This window comes from Pelagibacterium sp. (genome assembly GCF_048264985.1).
Lineage (GTDB): Bacteria > Pseudomonadota > Alphaproteobacteria > Rhizobiales > Devosiaceae > Pelagibacterium.
The window spans coordinates 960235-979765 of record NZ_JBLXCL010000001.1 but is presented as its reverse complement, the minus strand read 5'-3'; the positions used below and the strand labels follow the sequence as shown (position 1 = coordinate 979765).

General features: G+C 57.3%; 16 protein-coding genes. 6 read left to right on the top strand and 10 right to left on the bottom strand.

The annotated features are described in order from the left end of the window. Positions 1 to 51: 51 nt before the first annotated feature. Complete coding sequence (locus ACN0TA_RS04875; protein ID WP_417580368.1) at positions 52 to 687, bottom strand: type VI secretion system-associated protein TagO; 636 nt, start codon at positions 685 to 687, stop codon at positions 52 to 54. A gap of 156 nt (positions 688 to 843) precedes the next feature. Between ACN0TA_RS04875 and ACN0TA_RS04870 the strand changes: the two genes are divergently transcribed. Both ACN0TA_RS04870 and ACN0TA_RS04865 read left to right on the top strand, forming a co-directional pair. After that, a complete protein-coding gene (locus ACN0TA_RS04870; protein WP_417580366.1) occupies positions 844 to 3747 on the top strand; it encodes an insulinase family protein in 2904 nt (967 codons plus the stop codon). A gap of 9 nt (positions 3748 to 3756) precedes the next feature. Next, on the top strand, positions 3757 to 4116 hold the full coding sequence (locus ACN0TA_RS04865) for an MmcQ/YjbR family DNA-binding protein (protein ID WP_417580364.1): 360 nt from the start codon (positions 3757 to 3759) through the stop codon (positions 4114 to 4116). Here the strand turns inward: ACN0TA_RS04865 and ACN0TA_RS04860 are convergent. Then, entirely contained in the window at positions 4113 to 5426 is a 1314-nt protein-coding gene (locus ACN0TA_RS04860; RefSeq protein WP_417580362.1) for a PQQ-dependent sugar dehydrogenase, read from the bottom strand. The genes ACN0TA_RS04865 and ACN0TA_RS04860 overlap by 4 nt on opposite strands. Positions 5427 to 5652: 226 nt before the next feature. Between ACN0TA_RS04860 and ilvD the strand changes: the two genes are divergently transcribed. From ilvD to ACN0TA_RS04845, 3 genes are all read left to right on the top strand, one after another. Next, positions 5653 to 7497, top strand: a complete 1845-nt coding sequence (gene ilvD, locus ACN0TA_RS04855; protein WP_417580360.1) for a dihydroxy-acid dehydratase — start codon at positions 5653 to 5655, stop codon at positions 7495 to 7497. A gap of 190 nt (positions 7498 to 7687) precedes the next feature. Further along, on the top strand, positions 7688 to 8650 hold the full coding sequence (locus ACN0TA_RS04850; protein WP_417580358.1) for a DMT family transporter: 963 nt from the start codon (positions 7688 to 7690) through the stop codon (positions 8648 to 8650). A 304-nt stretch (positions 8651 to 8954) separates the two neighbouring features. After that, positions 8955 to 10760, top strand: a complete 1806-nt coding sequence (locus tag ACN0TA_RS04845) for an ABC transporter ATP-binding protein (RefSeq protein ID WP_417580356.1) — start codon at positions 8955 to 8957, stop codon at positions 10758 to 10760. Here ACN0TA_RS04845 and ACN0TA_RS04840 read toward each other — a convergent pair. From ACN0TA_RS04840 to ACN0TA_RS04815, 6 genes are all read right to left on the bottom strand, one after another. Further along, the gene (locus ACN0TA_RS04840; protein WP_417580354.1) at positions 10757 to 10882 is read right to left on the bottom strand and encodes a hypothetical protein; all 126 of its coding nucleotides are present in this window, start codon (positions 10880 to 10882) and stop codon (positions 10757 to 10759) included. The genes ACN0TA_RS04845 and ACN0TA_RS04840 overlap by 4 nt on opposite strands. Positions 10883 to 11580: 698 nt before the next feature. Continuing rightward, positions 11581 to 12270, bottom strand: a complete 690-nt coding sequence (gene trhA, locus ACN0TA_RS04835) for a PAQR family membrane homeostasis protein TrhA (protein ID WP_417580352.1) — start codon at positions 12268 to 12270, stop codon at positions 11581 to 11583. A 120-nt stretch (positions 12271 to 12390) separates the two neighbouring features. Then, the gene (locus tag ACN0TA_RS04830) at positions 12391 to 13428 is read right to left on the bottom strand and encodes a diguanylate cyclase (RefSeq protein ID WP_417580350.1); all 1038 of its coding nucleotides are present in this window, start codon (positions 13426 to 13428) and stop codon (positions 12391 to 12393) included. Between the two features lie 106 nt (positions 13429 to 13534). Further along, positions 13535 to 14758 carry a lytic murein transglycosylase gene (locus tag ACN0TA_RS04825; RefSeq protein WP_417580348.1) on the bottom strand — a complete coding sequence of 408 codons (1224 nt, stop codon included), beginning with the start codon at positions 14756 to 14758 and terminating at the stop codon, positions 13535 to 13537. A 280-nt stretch (positions 14759 to 15038) separates the two neighbouring features. Next, complete coding sequence (locus tag ACN0TA_RS04820) at positions 15039 to 16478, bottom strand: TrkH family potassium uptake protein (protein WP_417580346.1); 1440 nt, start codon at positions 16476 to 16478, stop codon at positions 15039 to 15041. A gap of 116 nt (positions 16479 to 16594) precedes the next feature. Further along, a complete protein-coding gene (locus tag ACN0TA_RS04815; protein WP_417580344.1) occupies positions 16595 to 16999 on the bottom strand; it encodes a curlin in 405 nt (134 codons plus the stop codon). 251 nt (positions 17000 to 17250) lie between these two features. On the opposite strand from ACN0TA_RS04815, the gene ACN0TA_RS04810 reads away from it, so the two are divergent. Continuing rightward, the gene (locus tag ACN0TA_RS04810; protein ID WP_417580342.1) at positions 17251 to 18438 is read left to right on the top strand and encodes a hypothetical protein; all 1188 of its coding nucleotides are present in this window, start codon (positions 17251 to 17253) and stop codon (positions 18436 to 18438) included. Between the two features lie 62 nt (positions 18439 to 18500). Here ACN0TA_RS04810 and csgH read toward each other — a convergent pair whose 3' ends face one another. Both csgH and ACN0TA_RS04800 read right to left on the bottom strand, forming a co-directional pair. Continuing rightward, positions 18501 to 18911 (bottom strand): curli-like amyloid fiber formation chaperone CsgH, encoded by a 411-nt coding sequence (gene csgH / locus ACN0TA_RS04805; RefSeq protein WP_417580340.1) that lies wholly within the window; start codon positions 18909 to 18911, stop codon positions 18501 to 18503. Positions 18912 to 18982: 71 nt separating this feature from the next. After that, positions 18983 to 19417 carry a curlin gene (locus ACN0TA_RS04800; RefSeq protein ID WP_417580338.1) on the bottom strand — a complete coding sequence of 145 codons (435 nt, stop codon included), beginning with the start codon at positions 19415 to 19417 and terminating at the stop codon, positions 18983 to 18985. Positions 19418 to 19531 lie beyond the last annotated feature (114 nt).

Genomic DNA, 19531 nt, shown 5'->3' with positions numbered 1-19531 from the left:
CAATCAAACTTTCATTATATCAAACAAATGTGGTGTGATCGGACGACCTTATCAACCGCAAGCTTCACGCACCGGCTGAAGGGCCGCTTCAATGCCTTCGAGCTGGAAGCTGACGGTCACTGAGCGCTGGGATTGTGGTGTCGCGCGCACCAACAATCGCTGAGTCTGCTGGAGCTGCCCGATAACTGCTTCTGCCGCCTGCGTTTCGAAAAAACCGATCGCCAGACGATCGGGCGCAAGATCGACCGATTGGCTGCGAGGGGGCTGGCGATCGTATTGAAGCGTGATCGTGGCGCTGTTCGATGTCGGGGTTCCCATAGCAGAACCAGCGAAGCTGAACTGAACGATGGTTTCGCCTTCCACGCACAGAACAGTCAAACGCGCCGGCGCGCGACCACCGGCCAGGGCGGGGATAAGCTGTTCTGATTCGAGTGTAGCGAACGGCACCTCGGTGCCTTCGATCTGGGACACTTCGATCCCGCTGACCCACAACCCCTGCTCGGCGTCACTCTCGGCATTGCCACCGGTGAACTGGCCCGACCGGAAGATCGAATCGTAACAGGAAAGCCGTTCGCTTGCCGGACCGATTGCCGCGCAGCGTTCGGGCGCCGTCTGGGCCAGCGCGGGCACCGCCGCAGCCGAAAATCCGGCTACCGCCACCAACGCCGCCAACCCAATTTTTATCATACGCCCTGTCTCCCGCAATATTTTCTCATTGTTGGGCAATGTGGTGGCCCCAAACGCTCAAGTCCATACATTTTCACGACATTGTTTGCTGGAGGTTGGCAGCGGGCATGCCCGCTCCTACATTGCTGGTTACGTCCCGCCCAAGAGGAGCCATTCATGCCGCACCATCCTGCCTACGAGTTGATCGCCGAGGAACAGATCGACGAGGTCAACGCCCTGGTGCGCCACTACCGGCACAAAAAGACCGGAGCCGAGATCCTCTCGCTCATCAACGATGACGAGAACAAGGTGTTCGGCGTGTCTTTTGCCACGCCGCCGCAAGATTCGACGGGCTTACCCCATATCCTTGAACATTCCGTCCTCTGCGGCTCGGAGAAATTCCCTGTCAAAAAGCCCTTCGTAGAAATGCTCAAGGGGTCATTGCACACATTCCTCAATGCCATGACCTTCCCGGACAAGACAGTGTATCCGGTGGCCAGCCAAAACCTTGCCGACTTCTATAATTTGACAGAAGTGTATCTGGATGCTGTGTTTTTTCCGCTACTCACGCGCGAAACCTTCCAGCAGGAAGGCTGGCACTACGAGGCTGAGACCTCCGATGACCCGCTGATTTTCAAGGGCGTCGTCTTCAACGAGATGAAGGGTGGCTTCTCATCTCCCGATCAGGTCAACTACGCATACGCGTTGCAATCACTTTTCCCCGATGCGGTCTATGCCAACTATAGTGGCGGCGATCCGCGGGTAATGCCCGATTTGACCTATGAACAGTTCAAGGACTTCCACACCCGCTATTATCATCCGTCGAACGCGCAGATCATTTTCTATGGCGATGATGATCCGCAAAAGCGCCTCGATCTTCTCGACGCTGTGCTTTCCCGATTTGAAAAGGGCGAGAAAGCTCAAGCACTTGCACCGCAGAAACGCTTCGACTCACCGCGCCGTTTTGAAAAAACGTACCCGGCTGACGATGCCAATAAGCGGTCATCATTTGTCACCCTCAACTGGATGCTCGACCCGACCGACGATGTCGAAGAACAGCTCGCGCGCACTGTTTTGCGCCGCGCACTTGTGGGCAACTCGGCGGCCCCGCTTCACAAGGCATTGATCGAATCCGGACTCGGCGAAGCCATAATTTCGTCAGCGATCGAGCTGTCGCAGCCGGTTCTCAATTTCGGACTTCGCGGCGCTGACGCAGACGATGCTGAAAAAATTGAAACCGTAATCCTGAACACCCTCGCCCATCTCGCCGAGCACGGCATTGATGAGGCGACGATCGAAGCCACTCTGAACTCGCTTGAATTTGAACTGCGCGAGCAGAATACCGGTGGCTATCCACGCGGAATTGCTTACTTTTTTGCCGCACTTGGCAATTGGCTCTATGGCCGCGATCCAATCGATGGACTGCGATTTGAATCGGCTTTGAGCAGTCTCAAGGCACGCATCGCTGCGGGGGAAAAGCCTATCGAACGGCTTATTCGCACCAACCTGCTCGACAACACTCACCGTTCCACGCTTGTCCTCCGGCCAGATCCCGAGCAGGCCGAGCGCGAAGAGGCTGCCGAACGCGCGCGGCTCGATGCAGCACGCGCGGCGATGAACGACAACGACATTGCTTTGGCCGTAGAAACCACCAAGAAACTCAAAGCTCTCCAAAACGCCGCCGACAAGCCCGAGGATCTTGCCAGGATCCCGACCCTTACAGTGTCTGATTTGCCGCGAGAGGGGATGAGTATCCCCACCGAGGAGGTTGCCGTCGAGGGCGTCCGCACACTCGTTCACGACATCGCCACCAACGGTATCGTCTACCTGGATCTCGGATTTGATCTCAAGACGCTACCCCGCGAACTCTTGGCGTACCTGCCGCTGTTTTCACGAGCGCTCAAACAAACTGGAACCACAAAAGCAGATTTCGTCGCGCTTACCCAGCGCGTCGGCCGTTCGACCGGGGGGATCGGAATTTCGCGGCTCAATTCCCCGATCCTCGACAGCGACGAGGCTGCATCATTCCTGCTGGTCCGGGCCAAGGCAACATCGGAGAAAACCGGAGAAATGCTTGATATCGTTCACGATATCCTCACCGATGCCCGCCTCGACAATCGAGACCGAATCCGCCAGATCGTCGCTGAAGACAAAGCCCGCGCCGAAGCCTCGTTGGTGCCCGCTGGACATCAATACGTCTTCAGCCGTCTACGCGCCTCGCTCCATGAATCCGATTGGCTGTCAGAACAGACCGGTGGCGTCACCCAATTGCTGTTCCTGCGTGAACTGGCGAAAAAGATCGAAGACGACTGGGCATCGGTCCACTCGGCACTCCATGAAATTCGAGGCCATCTCATCAACGCTAACGCGGCGATTGCCAATGTCACGATGGACGGCAGCGCCTGGCCCGGATTTGCTGACGAGCTGAAAACCTTCATTCAAAGACTGCCGCGTCATGATTTTGTCCGGGCCGACTGGTCGCCCCTGCCCAATCCCGCAAATGAGGGCCTGACCATTCCAGCCCAGGTCAACTACGTGGCAAAGGGCGTGAACCTAAAGGCCCTTGGCCATGAGCCGACCGGATCGCTCTCTGTGGTCACCAAATACCTCGGCACCACCTATCTTTGGGACAAGGTGCGGGTCGAAGGCGGCGCATATGGCGGGTTTGCAAGCTTCAACCCGCTTGCCGACACCTACGCGTTCGGCTCGTATCGTGATCCAAATCTTGTCGCAACGCTGGATGTCTACGATGCGGCTCCCGGATATCTGCGCAAGGGAGTTTCACAATCCGACATCGCACGGTCGATCATTGGTACCATCGGCGATCTGGACCCCTATCTTTTGCCCGATGCCAAAGGCTATACGGCTCTGGTCAGAACGCTGACAGGGGTCACCGAGGCCTACAGGCAAAAACGCCGCGAGCAGGTCCTTGCGACATCTGAAGCAGACTTTGCCAAGGCTGCCGATCTTCTCGACGAAGTTGCCCGCAACGGTCATGTCGTTGCAATGGGGTCGGAGAAAACGATCACTGCGGCCAACCGCGAGCGGAATGGCTTTCTTAGCGTGTCCAAAGTGATTTGAGCTGTGAGCATGAGTATTTTCGAGCAGACGAGATTTGATGATTTCGTCGCAGCGATGGCGGGAACCTCACTGGTCGATCAGTGGGAGTCCCACGTTGCCAAAGTTGGCGGCAAAGTATTCTTATTGCTGAGTACCGATAAAGGTGATCGGCGCATCACGTTCAAGTGCAGCGAGGATAGCTTCGAACTGCTCAGTACGCTCGACGGCGTGGAACAAGCGCCATATTTTGCCAAGCGAAAATGGGTTTCGGTCGCAGAAAGCGCCGAGCTTTCCGCGACCGAGGTAGAAGCCTATGTAAACAGATCGTACGAACTTGTGGCAGCCGGCCTGACGCGCAAGGCGCGTCAGGAGCTTGGCATAGGGGGCTAAGCCGCGGTTACACGCCAGACGATGTGTCCGACATCGTCCGCAACCAGCAACGCTCCGTCCTTGGCGACGCTCACGCCAACTGGGCGACCGTTGGAGTACTTCTCGTCGTCGGAAAGGAACCCACTCAGGATTTCAATGGGTTCGCTCGAAGGGTGTCCGTTTTCGAAAGGCACTAGAATTACCTTGTAACCAGAGAGCTTCGAGCGGTTCCAAGATCCGTGCTGTCCGATCACCATGCCAGCGGGAAGACCAGGCAGCGTATCGGCAGGAAGCCAGCACAAACCAAGGGACGCCGTATGGCCGCCAAGCGCGTAGTCCGGGGCTGTTGCCTTGGCAACGAGATCGGTCCGCTGCGGCTGCACTCGGTCATCCACGGTGTCGCCCCAATACGAGAACGGCCAGCCATAAAAGCCGCCATCCTTGACTGAAGTGAGATAATCGGGGGGCGTCTCATCGCCCAGCCCATCGCGCTCGTTCACGACGGTCCACAACTGTCCGCCAGCGGGCTCCCAGGCCATGCCGACAGGATTACGCAATCCGCCGGCAAATTCGCGGCTTTGACCCGTCGCCAGATCGAGTTCGACGATACAGGCTCGCCCCTCCTCGGTCTCAAAGCCTTCCTCGGCAATGTTGGAAAGTGAGCCGATGGCAACGTAGAGCTTGGTTCCGTCTGCGCTGGGAATGAGGTTTCGCGTCCAGTGACCGCCATCTTTCATCGTGAAGATGGTCTTTCCCTGAGCAGCTATGCTGGTCTGTCCCTCTTCGTACGGAAAGGCCACAACGCTGTTGGAATTGCCCACATATAGTATCGATCCGACAAGCGCCATGCCGAAGGGCTGGTGCTGGTTTTTGAGAAACACTTCTCGAACTTCGGGGACGCCATCACCGTCGGCATCGCGCAGCAGCGTGATTTGGTTGGCGTTGGGGAACGTCGCGCCGGCTCGCTTCATGGTGCGGTTCATGGCGTAGTCCATAAAGCCACTCACCTTGCGCGGGATGGTTGCGGATTCGGCGACAAGGACATCGCCGTTGGGGAGTGAATAGATCCAACGCGGGTGCTTGAGCTTTTCGGCAAAAACATCGGCTTTCAGGCCAGTCGCCGTCCTTGGCTTGGCGCCGCCGAGCCAGCCGCGCGCAGTCGGCATTTTCAACATTGGCACTGTACCTTGCGGCTTTGCTGCGGGAATGGCGGGCTTTTTCCCGAACTGCGGCGCATGCGTTTTAACGCGCATGTTCCACCACATATAGCCACCGCCAATAACGATGACCGCAAGCACCGCGATCACCAAAAAAAATGTCCAGACCGACATAAACCCTCCCCGGGGACGAGATTTCCAAAGGTGATCTATTGCGCGAACTCAGCAATGCAGGCAACCACGTCCCGAAATTTTCCTGCGTACCGTACGTTACGGTACGGTTTGCCTTTACACTGGATTGTCACCGCGTTAGAGATAGGTAACGGTTCCGCTGGCGTCCGAGGAGATGCAGGCAGGAACGGGCTCCGAGCCGACTTTTCTCATTTTCGCAGGTGAAATCATGCCCGCATATCGTTCTCGTACAACGACCCATGGCCGCAACATGGCCGGCGCTCGCGGCCTTTGGCGCGCCACTGGAATGAAAGATGGCGATTTCGGCAAGCCGATCATAGCCGTCGTCAATTCATTCACACAGTTCGTGCCCGGCCATGTGCATCTCAAAGATCTTGGACAGATGGTGGCGCGCGAAATCGAGCGCGCTGGCGGCGTTGCCAAGGAATTCAACACGATCGCCGTTGATGACGGAATCGCAATGGGCCATGATGGAATGCTCTATTCCCTGCCCAGCCGCGAAGTCATCGCCGATAGCGTTGAATACATGGTCAACGCGCATTGTGCTGACGCCATGGTCTGCATTTCCAACTGTGACAAGATCACTCCGGGCATGCTGAACGCAGCCATGCGGCTCAACATACCCGTCGTATTTGTCTCGGGTGGCCCGATGGAGGCCGGAAAGGTTGTTCACCGCGATAAATTGCAGGCGCTGGATCTTGTCGACGCTATGGTTGTCGCCGCTGACGAGAGCTACACCGACGAGGAAGTTGCCGCCATCGAAGAGGCTGCCTGCCCGACCTGCGGCTCATGCTCGGGCATGTTCACCGCTAACTCGATGAACTGTCTCACCGAGGCGCTGGGCTTATCTCTGCCCGGCAACGGCTCTACTCTGGCGACTCATGCCGACCGCAAGCGCTTGTTCCTCGAAGCTGGCCATCTCATCGTCGATTTGGCACGGCGCTATTATGAGCAGAACGAAGACAGCGTGCTGCCGCGTTCGATTGTTACCAAGCAAGCTTTCGAAAATGCCATGGCGCTCGACATTGCTATGGGTGGGTCGACCAACACTGTGCTTCATATTCTGGCTGCCGCCTACGAAGGCGAAGTCGATTTCACTATGGACGACATCGACGCGCTCTCGCGCAAGGTGCCAGTGTTGTGCAAGGTCGCCCCGGCAAAACAGGACGTTCACATGGAAGACGTCCATCGCGCCGGCGGCATCATGAGTATTCTCGGCCAACTTGATCGTGCTGAGTTGCTGCACCGTAATTTGCCGACAGTGCACAGCGCCACCCTCGGCGATGCTCTTGATCGCTGGGATATATCGAGAACCAATTCGGAAAGCGTGCGACAGTTTTTTATGGCGGCGCCTGGCGGCGTGCGAACAACGCAAGCCTTCTCAACCGAAAATCGTTGGGCCGAGCTTGATCTCGATCGCAAGGACGGTGTCATCCGCGCGGCTGAACATGCGTTTTCCAAGGATGGCGGGCTGGCCGTGCTCAAGGGAAACATTGCGCTTAACGGCTGCGTGGTCAAAACAGCGGGCGTTGATGAGTCCATCCTCAAGTTCACGGGTTCCGCTGTAGTCTATGAGAGCCAGGACGACGCCGTTTCGGGCATTCTGACGGGCAAAGTTAAGGAAGGCGATGTCGTCGTTATCCGCTACGAGGGCCCCAAAGGCGGCCCTGGTATGCAGGAAATGCTCTATCCGACCAGCTACCTAAAATCGAAGGGACTGGGCAAAGCTTGCGCGTTGCTGACCGACGGGCGATTTTCGGGCGGCACGTCCGGCCTGTCGATCGGCCATGTCTCTCCCGAGGCTGCACAAGGCGGCGCGATTGGGCTGGTTGAAGCTGGCGACAAGATCGAAATCGACATTCCCAACCGCACCATCAATCTATTGGTTGCCGACGCTGAAATGGAACGCCGCTGGGCAGCGATGGACGCCAAAGGCACTGACGGCTGGAGGCCAGAGGCGCCTCGGAAGCGGAAGGTGACAACAGCGCTCAAAGCCTATGCTGCTTTTGCATCTAGTGCAGATTTGGGTGCGGTTCGAATTCTTCCTGAATGACACGGTGCCGGCCGATTGGCCGGCACACCTCATACCGGCGTTGCGTGCATCCGACCCGGACAAGCAATGCCGGAAACTTTTGGCTCAATGCCGGACCATGCGCAGTCTCCCATCGGTATTTGGGGCTTGCATGACAAGGCAATTGAACTACGCTCAAGTTTAACTTCCCCGTTCCTGCCAGGCGTACTTCATGTCCAGTTCGACCGTAGGGCACCAGGACCGCCGCCTGTTCGCGATCGGCCTGGCGCTTGTCACCTACATCTTCTTCACGCTTTGCGACACGTTTGCAAAATGGATGGCGCTCTCGGGCATGCCCCCCACCCAGGTCGCATTCGGTCGCTACTTCGTGCAACTCGCCTTCATGGCAGGCGTATTGCTGCCGCGTACGGGCCTGGCTAGTTTCAAGACCCGCCGTCCGATTCTGCAAATTCTGCGCGGCTTCGGGCTGCTGGGCATGACCGCGTTCAATTTCTTCGCGCTGCTCTATCTGCCGCTCACAGTCACGTCTTCGATCATGTTCGGCATGCCGCTGCTCATCACTGCGCTGTCCGTGCCCTTTCTGGGCGAGCAGGTCGGATGGCGCCGCTGGATGGCCATTCTGGTCGGCTTTGTCGGCATCATCATTATCATTCAACCTTGGGACGCCAATTTCCATTGGGCGATCTTCCTGTCTTTGGGCAGCATATTGTCAGCGGGCTTCTATTTTATTCTGACACGCAAGCTGACGGAAACAGAAACAACCGCAAGCCTGCAGCTCTATGCGGGGTTGATTGGCACGGTTTGCCTGCTTCCATTCGCCCTGGCCAACTGGACGTGGCCGGATGGGCCGCTTGCCTGGATAATCTTCATGGGTGTCGGTCTGGCGGCGATGACAGGTCATCAGATATCGATCATCGCCCATCGCTACGCGCCAGCTTCGGTTCTCGCACCGTTCGCATATAGCCAAATCATCTGGATGACACTCTCGAGCTGGCTGATCTTCAGCCAACCGCCAACGCTGTGGCTGTTCGTTGGTGGCCCCATTGTCATCGGTTCGGGACTGTACATCTGGATGCGCGAGAGAACGCTCGCGAAGACCTCGGTCAGTCCGATTTCGCCGCCCGAAGCCGAACAGCGTACCGATGTAAATCCGGAGATTGCCGGTCGCGCTTGAAGCGCTGTTGCCAATTGACATCACTGTGAACGAAGTTTGCCAATGGACTTGGCGAGTCAAATTCTCTCGATTATAAAGCCAGTCCTTTCACTCGAACCCTTGGAGGCGTTGCATTGCTGAATCTCATCACGCCCTCAACGGGTAGCGCACCGGCTTTCCCTCGATAAAAGCCGCAGTGCCCGCCGGCCTCTCCGCACCGGAGACAACGGCTCTTTTCCAACTTTTGCGACACAGTCAACGGACGTCTCAGGCCGTCGGCTCATATGTTTGAAGGACCAGTGCGCCTGAACGCCTGGCACTCGTAATGATTTCAAAAAAGCAGTCTTCGCGGACCAACGTTTTCCGCACGGTTTTTCAGTTTGTAGGCAGATACTGGAAGCGCCAGCCGATGCGACTGGCAATGATCAGCGCTCTGATCGTTGCAGCCACTCTGGCAGATGTTCTGACCCCCTACTACGCCGGCCAGATCGTCGATGCCGTGGCATCGGGCGCGACCGGCGACGCCGCTTCGCTAAACAGTGCACTTGCGGCGTTCGGGATTCTAATTGCGCTCGGTCTTGGCGCCCTGATCCTGCGGTTTTTCTTCTTCCGCAGCATCATCACGTTCACGCTGGCGATGATGAAAGAGATCGTCGGCGAATCCTTTTTCCGGGTTCAGCGGTTCTCGACCGATTGGCACGCGAACACTTTCGCCGGTTCTACCGTCCGCAAGATGACGCGTGGCATGTGGGCAGTCGATCTGTTCAACGACACCATCTTGATGGCAATGTTGCCTTCGATCGTCATGCTGGTCGGGACCACCGTGTTGCTTGCCGTGTTCTGGCCCTTGATGGGCTTGGTGATCGGCATCGGCTCACTTATCTACATCGGGCTTACAGCCTTCATGACGGTAACTTATGTGGCTCCCGCAGCTTCGCTCTCCAATAGCTGGGACACGCGTACTGGCGGCGCTTTGGCGGACGCGGTGAGCTGCAATGCTGTGGTCAAGGCATTCGGCGCAGAGGACCGCGAAGAAAATCGGCTCGATTGGGTGCTCAACAAGTGGCGCAAGCGCACCGACCGCACATGGAATCGCGGCAACATCAACGGGACAGTGCAGGTAGCAACGCTACTGGTGCTACGTGCGGCCATTCTGGCGACGGGCCTGTTTCTCTGGCAGCAAGGCCTCGCCAGTGCCGGCGACATCGCGTTCGTTCTGACCTCGTTCTTCGTGCTCCAGGCCTATTTGCAGGATGTCGGCATGCATATCCGAAACCTCCAACGCTCCGTCAACGACATGGAAGAGTTGGTTGAAATGGACGCCCAGACGTTCGGGATCGCCGATGCGCCTAAAGCTGCTCCGATTGAAATCGGGAAAGGTGCGATCGCTTTCAACAGCGTCACTTTTCAATATGGGGGCCATACCAATCCGCTCTACAAAGACTTCTCGGTCGATATTTGCTCTGGCGAAAAAATCGGGCTGGTCGGGCATTCAGGTTCTGGCAAGACAACTTTCGTCAAGCTGATCCAGCGGCTGCACGATATCAATGAGGGCCGGATTTTGATCGATGGCCAGAACATTGCTGACCATACTCAGGCAAGTCTTCGTGGACAGATCGCGATCGTGCAGCAAGAACCGATCCTGTTTCACCGGACGCTAGCCGACAACATCGCTTATGCGCGGCCTGAGGCAACTCGCGCCGAGGTGATTGGGGCGGCCAGGATGGCCAACGCACATGACTTCATAACCACCCTTCCCAGGGGCTACGAGACCATGGTGGGTGAACGCGGCGTCAAACTGTCCGGCGGCGAACGCCAGCGGGTGGCCATTGCGCGTGCATTTCTGGCTGACAACCCGATCCTGATCCTGGACGAAGCGACATCGAGCCTGGATTCCGAGAGCGAGCTCCTCATCCAACAAGCCATCGAGCGCCTGATGACTGGTCGCACAACACTGGTGATCGCACACCGGCTTTCGACAGTCCGTGCACTCGACCGCATCCTGGTCTTTGACAAGGGCCAGATTGTTGAAGAAGGCGACCACATGGCGCTGATCCGCCGCGAAGGTGGCATCTACCGCCGGCTGTTCGAAAAACAGGCGCTGGAGCTGACCAAGGGGCTGGTTGCCTAAAATTGCCCGAACCGCTCGGTCTCCTCGTCGGGGCCGAGCGGCGCCGCTGCACCGACCGAGTTGAGGTGAGCGTCGATACTGGTGGAGACGCCGTCGGCGGCCGTGGCAAATTCCTCCGCCATGCCCCGGACAGGGCCAGCTCGACATGCTCACCGGTGGCGTGCAGGTCGTCGCAGCGGTTGGAAATCTCACACTCGCCTCGCCGCCGCAGTTTCCGGCAGCCCCAGGGGCGTGGCCTGGGTAACGGCACTCGATTCGGAGTACCGGTTCTACCGGCAGGCGCTCCATGGTGAACATGCGGATTTTTGCGGCGCCGGGCGTAGACGTTGGGGTCGTAGGCCGAGAAGGCAGTAGATTGCTGTCGGAAACATCGTTTGCGCCCCCGCTTTTTGCCGCTGCTCTGGCGCTTCCCACGGGATCTCTCCACGAATGCCATTGATCTGGGAGAGACAGGGCGGGACCCAATTTTTGGATACGGCTTGGTCCAGCTGCCCGACTGTTGAGGTGGGGAACAATAACAAAAGCCATCCCGAGCGTTCGCCGGGAGGGCATGTGCAATGACTAATGATCAAACGTCATCATCCCGCCAATCTTCATCTCCCCGATCGTCGTCGTCGAAGTCAAAGCTGCGGTCTTCGCACGTGATGCGAATATCAATAGGAGATTGCGCATGGCATGGCAGCGTCAGCAATGGACGCCGGTGAGCAGCGCAGTTGCAGTTACGAGGGCGCGGGTTTTCATCTCTACCGCCTTGGGTGTGGTTGGCCATCGGCGGTATACGAAGGAGCTAACGGATAAAATCTGTTCCTATTCCCCGACGTCACATTCGGATGAGAACCATTGCCTCAAAAATTGCGATGAGGTGCAATGTTGCGCCGGTCACTACGAAGGCATGCCAAAGCACGTTCTGAAAGGCGAGTTTTTCCCAAAGATGAAAAATTATACCCGCTGAATAGGCCACACCACCCGCGACCAGAAGCCAGATGGCCGTTGCAGGGAGCGCGGCTTCCAGAGCCTGAAAGGCCAGAATGCCGCTCCAGCCGATGGCAAGATAAAACGGGATGGCCAGCCGGCCGAAATGTTGCGGAATGAAAAGCTTGAGAGCAATGCCGATAAGTGCCGTGGCCCACACGAAGATCAGCAATTTGTCGGCTATCGGAACATCGCCCAACGCAATCAGCAAGGGGGTGTAGCTGCCGGCAATGAACAGGAAGATCGCCGCCTGATCTATCCGCGCCAGCCAGGCTTTTATCGGCCCCAAAGGGCACAGATTGAAAGCCATGGAAGCGCTCAGCAGCGAGACGAAGGAGGCGACATAGATGGCGACGGCGGCAATTTCGGCGCCAGTTGCATGGACGACCGCCAAGCTGATCAGGACGGTGCCGGCAATCACGGCGACCAACAGCCCTACGCCATGGACCACGCCGTCAGCGATCAGTTCGGCAAGTGTAAACGCTCGCCTGTGCCTCAGGACGTATGCCCTGGCGTTGCGACTTAACTTAGCGCGCATACCTGCCACCTCCTGGTGCGTTGGTTCTAGCCTGGCACCTCAAATATAATGTTTAGTGAGGCAGAATGGTGAAGCGGGCTCTGCGAATTTCCATGCGTGCATGCGCGCGCAGGCAGCAGTTCAGTGCACTCCCAGGGACTCGGTCGCTTCGCTCTCGTCTCCGACCGGGTTGGCGTCTTGCGGCAGAGCAGCGAAGCTAACGCAATTGCGACCAACCTTCTTTGATTCATAGAGCGCAATATCGGCCTGAGCGAACCATTGTATTGGCGAACGCAATCGCGGGTCGAATGGTGCGACGCCGAAGCTGGCCGTTACCGAAACAACCTTGCCTGAAAATCGGAAGCGCAATCCGCTGATTTCTTCACGCAGACGTTCAGCGCATTGACTGGCCTCATAGGCCATAGTTTCGGGCAAGAGCATACCAAACTCTTCTCCGCCCAACCGGCCTAGATGGTCTGTGGACCGAAGGCATTCGGCAGCCCTGTTGGCCACGGATTTTAGAACTTCATCGGCGATTTCGGCACCAAAAGCCGAGTTGACCCGATGAAAGCCATCCACATCGACGAAGACAAGTGTTGCGGGCCGATCGTAACGTAGCGCCCTTGCATATTCGCGATCAACTTCCGTCCTGAAGCTACTGCGCGTGAGGGCCCCGGTAAGATAGTCCACGTCGCTCGGTTGGTGCGAGACCAGTTCGGACATTACCAGTTTAGACAGATGGCTTGCCATCGCCATGTCTTGATCGTCAAACTGACGCGGTTTGCTGTCCATCATCGACAGCGTACCAATCACATAACCATCCGGGGTAACCAGTGGCATTCCAAGAAATGCCCCGACTGCCGCCCCACCAGGGCGGCACTCAAGTTCAGCGCAGCACGGGTCGGATTTCACGTCATATATGGATATCGGTTGCTTTAGAGAAATACAAAGCGCTGCAAGAGATTTGTTTCGCTCGACGCGCTTGTATTCAACCCCGGCTGCCGCAAGAACAATTTCCGCGCTCCGGTCGACAATTGAAATTGTCACAAACGGCGCAATGGCAATTCTCGCCAGTTCCAGAATGTGGTCGAAAGATTCGATAGGCGCGACTAGCGCAGCGGCAAGCCGATTGAGCGCAGCCAACCGCCCTTCTTCGCCCGTCGAAATGTCCATAACCATGGGACGTTCCTCTAGTCCTTGGGACAGGTTGGCAGACTACGCGAAAACTGACAACCTTCGGACATTCACTGGGTTGTATGGTTACCCGGTTCTGACTGTCACATCATTAACGGAGCGCTGCAAGCAGACCACTTGAGGCATGACCGTCCGCAATAAGCCCCGCCGCGCGCTGAAAGGCGATGATGCCCTGCCTGGTCTTGGAGCCAATGATGCCATCGGGCGTTCCTACGTTGAAGCCCCTGCGATTGAGTAGACCCTGTAGTTCCTCGCGCTGGGATCGGGTCAATCCGGCCTCGTTGGAAGGAAACGGACGAACAAACGGCCCAACGCCCAGAATGCGGTCTGCAAGATGTCCAACGGCCAGAGCATAATTGTCTGAATTGTTGTAGCGCTTGATGACATCAAAATTGGCGAGCAGCAGGAAGACTGGGCCGCCGCTACCGGAGGGCATAAAGATACGCCCCATATCTCCAGCTCTAGGGAAGGAGCGCCCCCCTGTCCTGCGGACGCCCATGCTCTCCCATTGGCCAAGGGTCTGGCGCCCCACGTCCCAAGCACGGCCGTAATCAAAGTTCGCCGGAAGCTGGACCTCGTAACCCCAGGTCTCACCATTGCGCCAGCCGTGGGAGTTCAGGTAATTGGCCGCTGAGGCCAACGCGTCGGGAACCGAGTTCCATATATCGCGCTTGCCATTCCCATTGTAATCGACAGCGTAGGCAACAAAACTGGATGGCATGAACTGGGTATGCCCCATGGCGCCAGCCCAGGAGCCTACCATTTGCGGTGCAGCCACGTGCCCAGCCTGCAAAATTTGCAGCGCGGTCAAAAGTTCGTTCTTAAAGAAGTCCCGGCGATAGTTCCCGTAGGTTAGCGTGGCCAGAGCATGAATGACATTATTGCCGCCCATGTAAGAGCCATAATTGGTTTCCATGCCCCAGATCGCCAAAACGATCTCGGACTGGATGCCGAAACGCTGTTGGGTTACGCCTAGTGTCTGTGCCCATTCGCCGCGCATGCGCTGACCGGTGGAAACGCGGGTGGACGATACGGCGTCAGCCACGTACTGGCCGGTAGTTTTCACCGATTCCGGCTGACTGCGCGTCAAACTCATAATGCGGTCAGACGGCGCGAAGCCGGAGAAAGCCTGCTCAAAAATTGCTCGGGAAACACCCCGTGACGACGCCTCAGGCCAAACTGAAGCGATGAAGTCCTGAACATTGGCAAATGCAGGGCGCGGCAGCAAAAGCGCAGCGCCTGCACCTAGCCCAAGCGCCATTGCACGGCGCCGAGACAGGACAGGCAAATCGAAAATAGAGGCGGTATTACGCATGGAGGGACCTTTTCCGCTTCCAATCGCAAGTCATCGTGCCACGCATTTGTGGCGACACGCTGTCCGCCCCCAAGATGACAGCATGTGAAGACCTGGCTACTGAATCAAACTCACTTCACCAGTTTGGCTCAAGGGGCTTAAGGTCGTGTTAAGCACGTTGGTTCACGTTGTCGCAGCACTTGAACCGTTGTTCACTCTCTCGTGAGGGCCGACATACCGCATAGCAGCTAGTTCAACTCAGGGCGCCCCGGTTGCGGACCGATATCACCTCTGGAGAAAGCTAACGGCGCCAGAACGCCGGGCTGAAAAGAACCAGTATTGCCAGGATTTCAAGGCGCCCCGCCAGCATCGCAAATATCAGTGCCCATTTTGCCAGCGGCTCCAGTGTCGAAAAATTACCGGCAGGTCCGATAATTTCGCCAAGGCCTGGCCCGACATTTGTAAGGGCAGTAAGCGCCCCGGTGAAGGCAGTCAGAATATCCAGTCCCGTAAAACCAAGCACCAGCGTGACTGCAAGGAGAAGCAGCAAGAACGCAGAGACGAAGTGATGCACTGACTTGATGGCTTGCCAGGGCACCTCTCGACCCTCGTAACGAACGACGAACAGGCCATGGGGATAGATCAGTTCCTTAAGCCCATTGCGCAGGGACTGAAAAATTATGATCAATCTATAAGTTTTTATGCCCCCGCTTGTTGAGCCGGCCGAGCCGCCAAGAAATGTCGCAAGCAAGAATACGGCGGTCACGAATGGCCCCAATAGCGTGTAGTCCAGGGACGCGAAGCCGGTTGTCGTTACGACCGAAACTATATTGAAGGCAGAATGGACAGCAAGCGCTCCGGGGTCCGCTGCCCAATTGCTCAGCGCCCCCAGGAACACAGCGAAACTCAAGATCGCCAGTATCGAGAGCAACACCGGAACCTGCGCCTCAAGGGCCGCAGAAAACCGGCCGGTCGTGACCGCACGCAATATGGCGATAAAGGGCAGCGCCCCGGCGATCATGAACACAGTGCCAACGATCAGGACGGGCAAGCCGAAGTATCCCATCGAAGCATCGTGAGTTGAATATCCTCCTGTCGAAACCGTTGCCATCGCGTGATTAATAGCATCGAAACTCGACATACCAGCAAGCCAGTACGCCAACGCACAGGCGAGCGACAGGCCAAGGTAAAGCCCCACCATGGACCATGAGAACTTTGTGAAACGCGCGAACGGTGAATCCGCCTGCGCGGAAGATTCGAGCTTATAGATCAGCATCCCTCCGACCCGAAGAAACGGCAAGAGCAGCAGCCCCATAGCGATGATACCAAGTCCGCCGAACCATTGCGTCATCGACCGCCAAAGCAGGAGTCCCGGAGGCATATCGTCAAGCCCGGAGAGAATTGTTGAGCCGGTTGTCGTAATCCCCGAGGTTGCCTCGAACACTGCATCGGTGAACCCGATCGAGAGCCCGGAGAGAAAAAGCGGCAAGGCTGCGACCACGGAGGTAGCCGCCCAGATCATATTTACCAGAAGGAAGCCGAACTTAAGACTGAAGGGCGGCATTTCCCGCCGCGTGGCCAAAACCAGGAAGCCGGAGGGCACTCCTGCGGCAAGCGCCGAGAAAAGAAAGGCCTGCCAGTCCGGGTTGCCGACCGATAGATCGGCCAACATCGGAACGAGCATCATGCCCGAGAGCACAAGCGTAAAAAATGCGGTGACGTACGCTGTCGCCCCAAGCATGTCCCTGCCCCTCCAGCGTGGCGGGAGACCGTTTACGCCCAAGTTTGTCAGAAATCAACGGCCTGAACGAGGACGCTTGCACCCGGCAGCGTCCCCAATACGCTAATCAAGAAAGATTACCAGCCAAACACAAACCCAAGACCGCTCTGCCCACCAGACTGGTCGACATGGGCGCTGGTACCCTCGCCGAACTGGAATAATCCATAGCTGTTGTTGCCACCATGCTGGTTAAGAGTGCCGTTGTGATTGTTGCCTTCCTGATGGACGACACCGAGATTACCGCCGCCGGCTTGGCTGAGGCCAGCTATGTTGTCGAACCCGCTTTGTGTGATCGATCCGCTCTGAATGCCGTTATAGAGCGCGTAGAGTCCAAGGCCGGTCTGCATCATCTGGCGCTGTTCGGCGTTTGCCGGATTGAGGTTGATCGAGAGTTGGCCAGCGACGGCGGGCGCCGATAAAGTTCCTAGCCCGATGACGAGCGCAAGGCCGGCGGCTTTGAGAGTTTTGATGTTGCGTCCCATAATTCTGCTCCTATGGTTCTTTTTTGCGCTGTCGCGCTTCCATGAGAGCCACTATGCAGCTTGCCAGCTGAACCGACATCGAAGGTGCCGTTTATCTGCGGTTAAGTTTGTTTGGACCTCGAATTCCCAGTCACATTGGAACCTGTGCGGCGCGTTGCTTGTTGTTGCTCATGAGGGGCCGCGCCACGCCGGGACGCTCCTGCCATTTTCGTTTTCCCATTCGCTCTTCAGAGGGGCCAAAAGGATTTGCCATGGACGACACCGAAACTCACGACCGATCCCAAAACCCACTCGTGATCGCGCTTGGCGCAGCCGCCGTCCTCGGTTGGGCAGCCTTTCTGATCTTGTGGTTCACATCATCGACGACGACGGGCGGGTTGCGCAACGAAGTCAATAGTTTGACCTCCGAACGCGATCAATTGGCCACTGATGTGCGCACTATGGAGGAATCGGGAACCACACTTGAAGAACTCGAATCTGAAATTGCAACACTGACAGACGAACGCAACCAGCTCTCAGAAGAACGCGAGGCCATTGTGGCCCAACGTGACGAGGCGCAAGCCGCGCTCGAAGGGGCCAATACCGAGCTCGATACAGTTCAGAGTGCTTTAGCCGAACGCGAAGGCAGGATCGAAGAATTGCAGAGCAATCTGTCCGAGGCCGAAGTTTCATTTTCAGAAGTGCAGGACCGCATTGCCCAAAGCACTGCAGAGCTTGCAGATGTTGGAAGTCGCGTACAGACGGCCCGGAGCGAAGAAGCGGAATTGCGCGAGATGGCCGCCCAATTGTCTCAGGAGGCAGCGGATGCGACGCGCACCTCTGCGGAACTGGAAAGCGAAGTGCAAGCTGCGCGCGAAGCCCAAGCGGCAGCCCAAAGCCAGCTAGCCGAACTTAGGGCCAGCCAGGCACAGTTCGAGGACCAGCGGGCATCTCTTGAAACTGTTGTGGCTGAACTTGAGGGGCAGCATGCCGAACTGGAGACCCAGATTGCCGATGCACAGGCTCAGCGCGACGATGTTCAGGCCCAACTGGAAACACTGACTGAAACACTTTCAGACCGCAGCAATCAACTAGAATCCCTCGAAACGGAAATCGCCTCACTTCAGGAGACCGGCGACGCCGCGGCCCAAGCACGTATTGCCGGCATCGTTCCGGGACGGTTCGTGGCGCAAGGCTCGGGCACGAACAGCCTGACATTCCTTTTCGGCGAGGATGGGTCATTTGCCGCGTGGTCGGGCGTTGTACTTGATGCCCGATCCGCCGAACCCTCAATGAGCGGCACATACACGGCTGGCGACGGCTCGCTGACTATTGAGAATATAGACGGCGGCGGGTCGGTCTCGACGCCTTTCGAATGCGATATCGAAGCTGGCGAAAGCGGGTTGTCTGTTGGTGGCGATTGCATTCTTTCAGGCCTGACAATGCGGCAAGTTCGATAACACAGCGACAAAGGGGCTCGCATTCGGAGCCCCTTTTCATCACCCATTTTTCCAGTGCACCATTACGTCCACTTGCCCTGTGGGCCGAGGCAGGTGTGCACCGCTCCGTCAACTTCGACTGTGAGAGCGATGTCATAGGCGGGCGCTTTGCTCACCGAGACACGCCCAAGGCTGATCGGCCCGGCTGTAGGTACTGAGAAGCCACCTCCCTGATTGATGGTCGAGCTGTTTGCTCCCCCCACTGTCTGTATGGACAAACGATAAGTCCCGTTGGCTGGCCCCTGCGCGTTATAGACAGCTTCCAGCGTCATGGCGTTAGCGGTTCCAGTAGAGATCACCTCGCATGGCACTGGGCGTGTAGACTCAGCGATTTCGTCGGTAGATCGCGCAAAGCTGGCGGTGCCAACAGCGGAAAGCGCGACTATGGTGCCAAGAAAAGAGAGCGTGTAAGCCCTGCGGCGATTGATAGTCATGAGCAGCGTCCTTTGCTTAAAGCCGGGTAGGTCTTAGAACCCACCCGGCAGGATGGGCAGCCATTCCGCAATCAGGGGCAAACCTGAACGAAGGCGGCCACATTGCGCGAACCGGTCTGGTTCACATTTGTGGAACACCCGTTACCGATCTGAACGCCGGCGGCGATGTTGCGATTGCCGTCCTGGGTTAAAACCGATGTGTGATCTGATCCAAACTGTCCGACGCCGGCCTGATTGCGATTGCCATTCTGCCATGTCTGGGCACTATTGCGATGGCCATCCTGACCTGCGGCAGCGACGTTTCGGTTTCCGTACTGCTGGCTGTTGACCGAGTTGCGCCATCCATTCTGATAGACGCCGATGGTGTTGCTCCAGCCAGACTGGCTTCCGCCCGTCGAATGCCCCCAGCCCCACTGATTAATGTGAATGTCATTGGCCATAGTGGGGGTGCTGATGGCGCCGAAGCTGGCTGCGAGGGTGGCCGCGATAATGAGCTTTTTAAGCATTGTTCCGTCTCCTGAATGAGCTGAGCGGGTGTTGCGCACCGCCGTTTGTCTCTTGCAGGATCAGGTTTAGTCACCCTGGCCGGAACCAGTAGTGAACTCGGCATTCAGAAATCG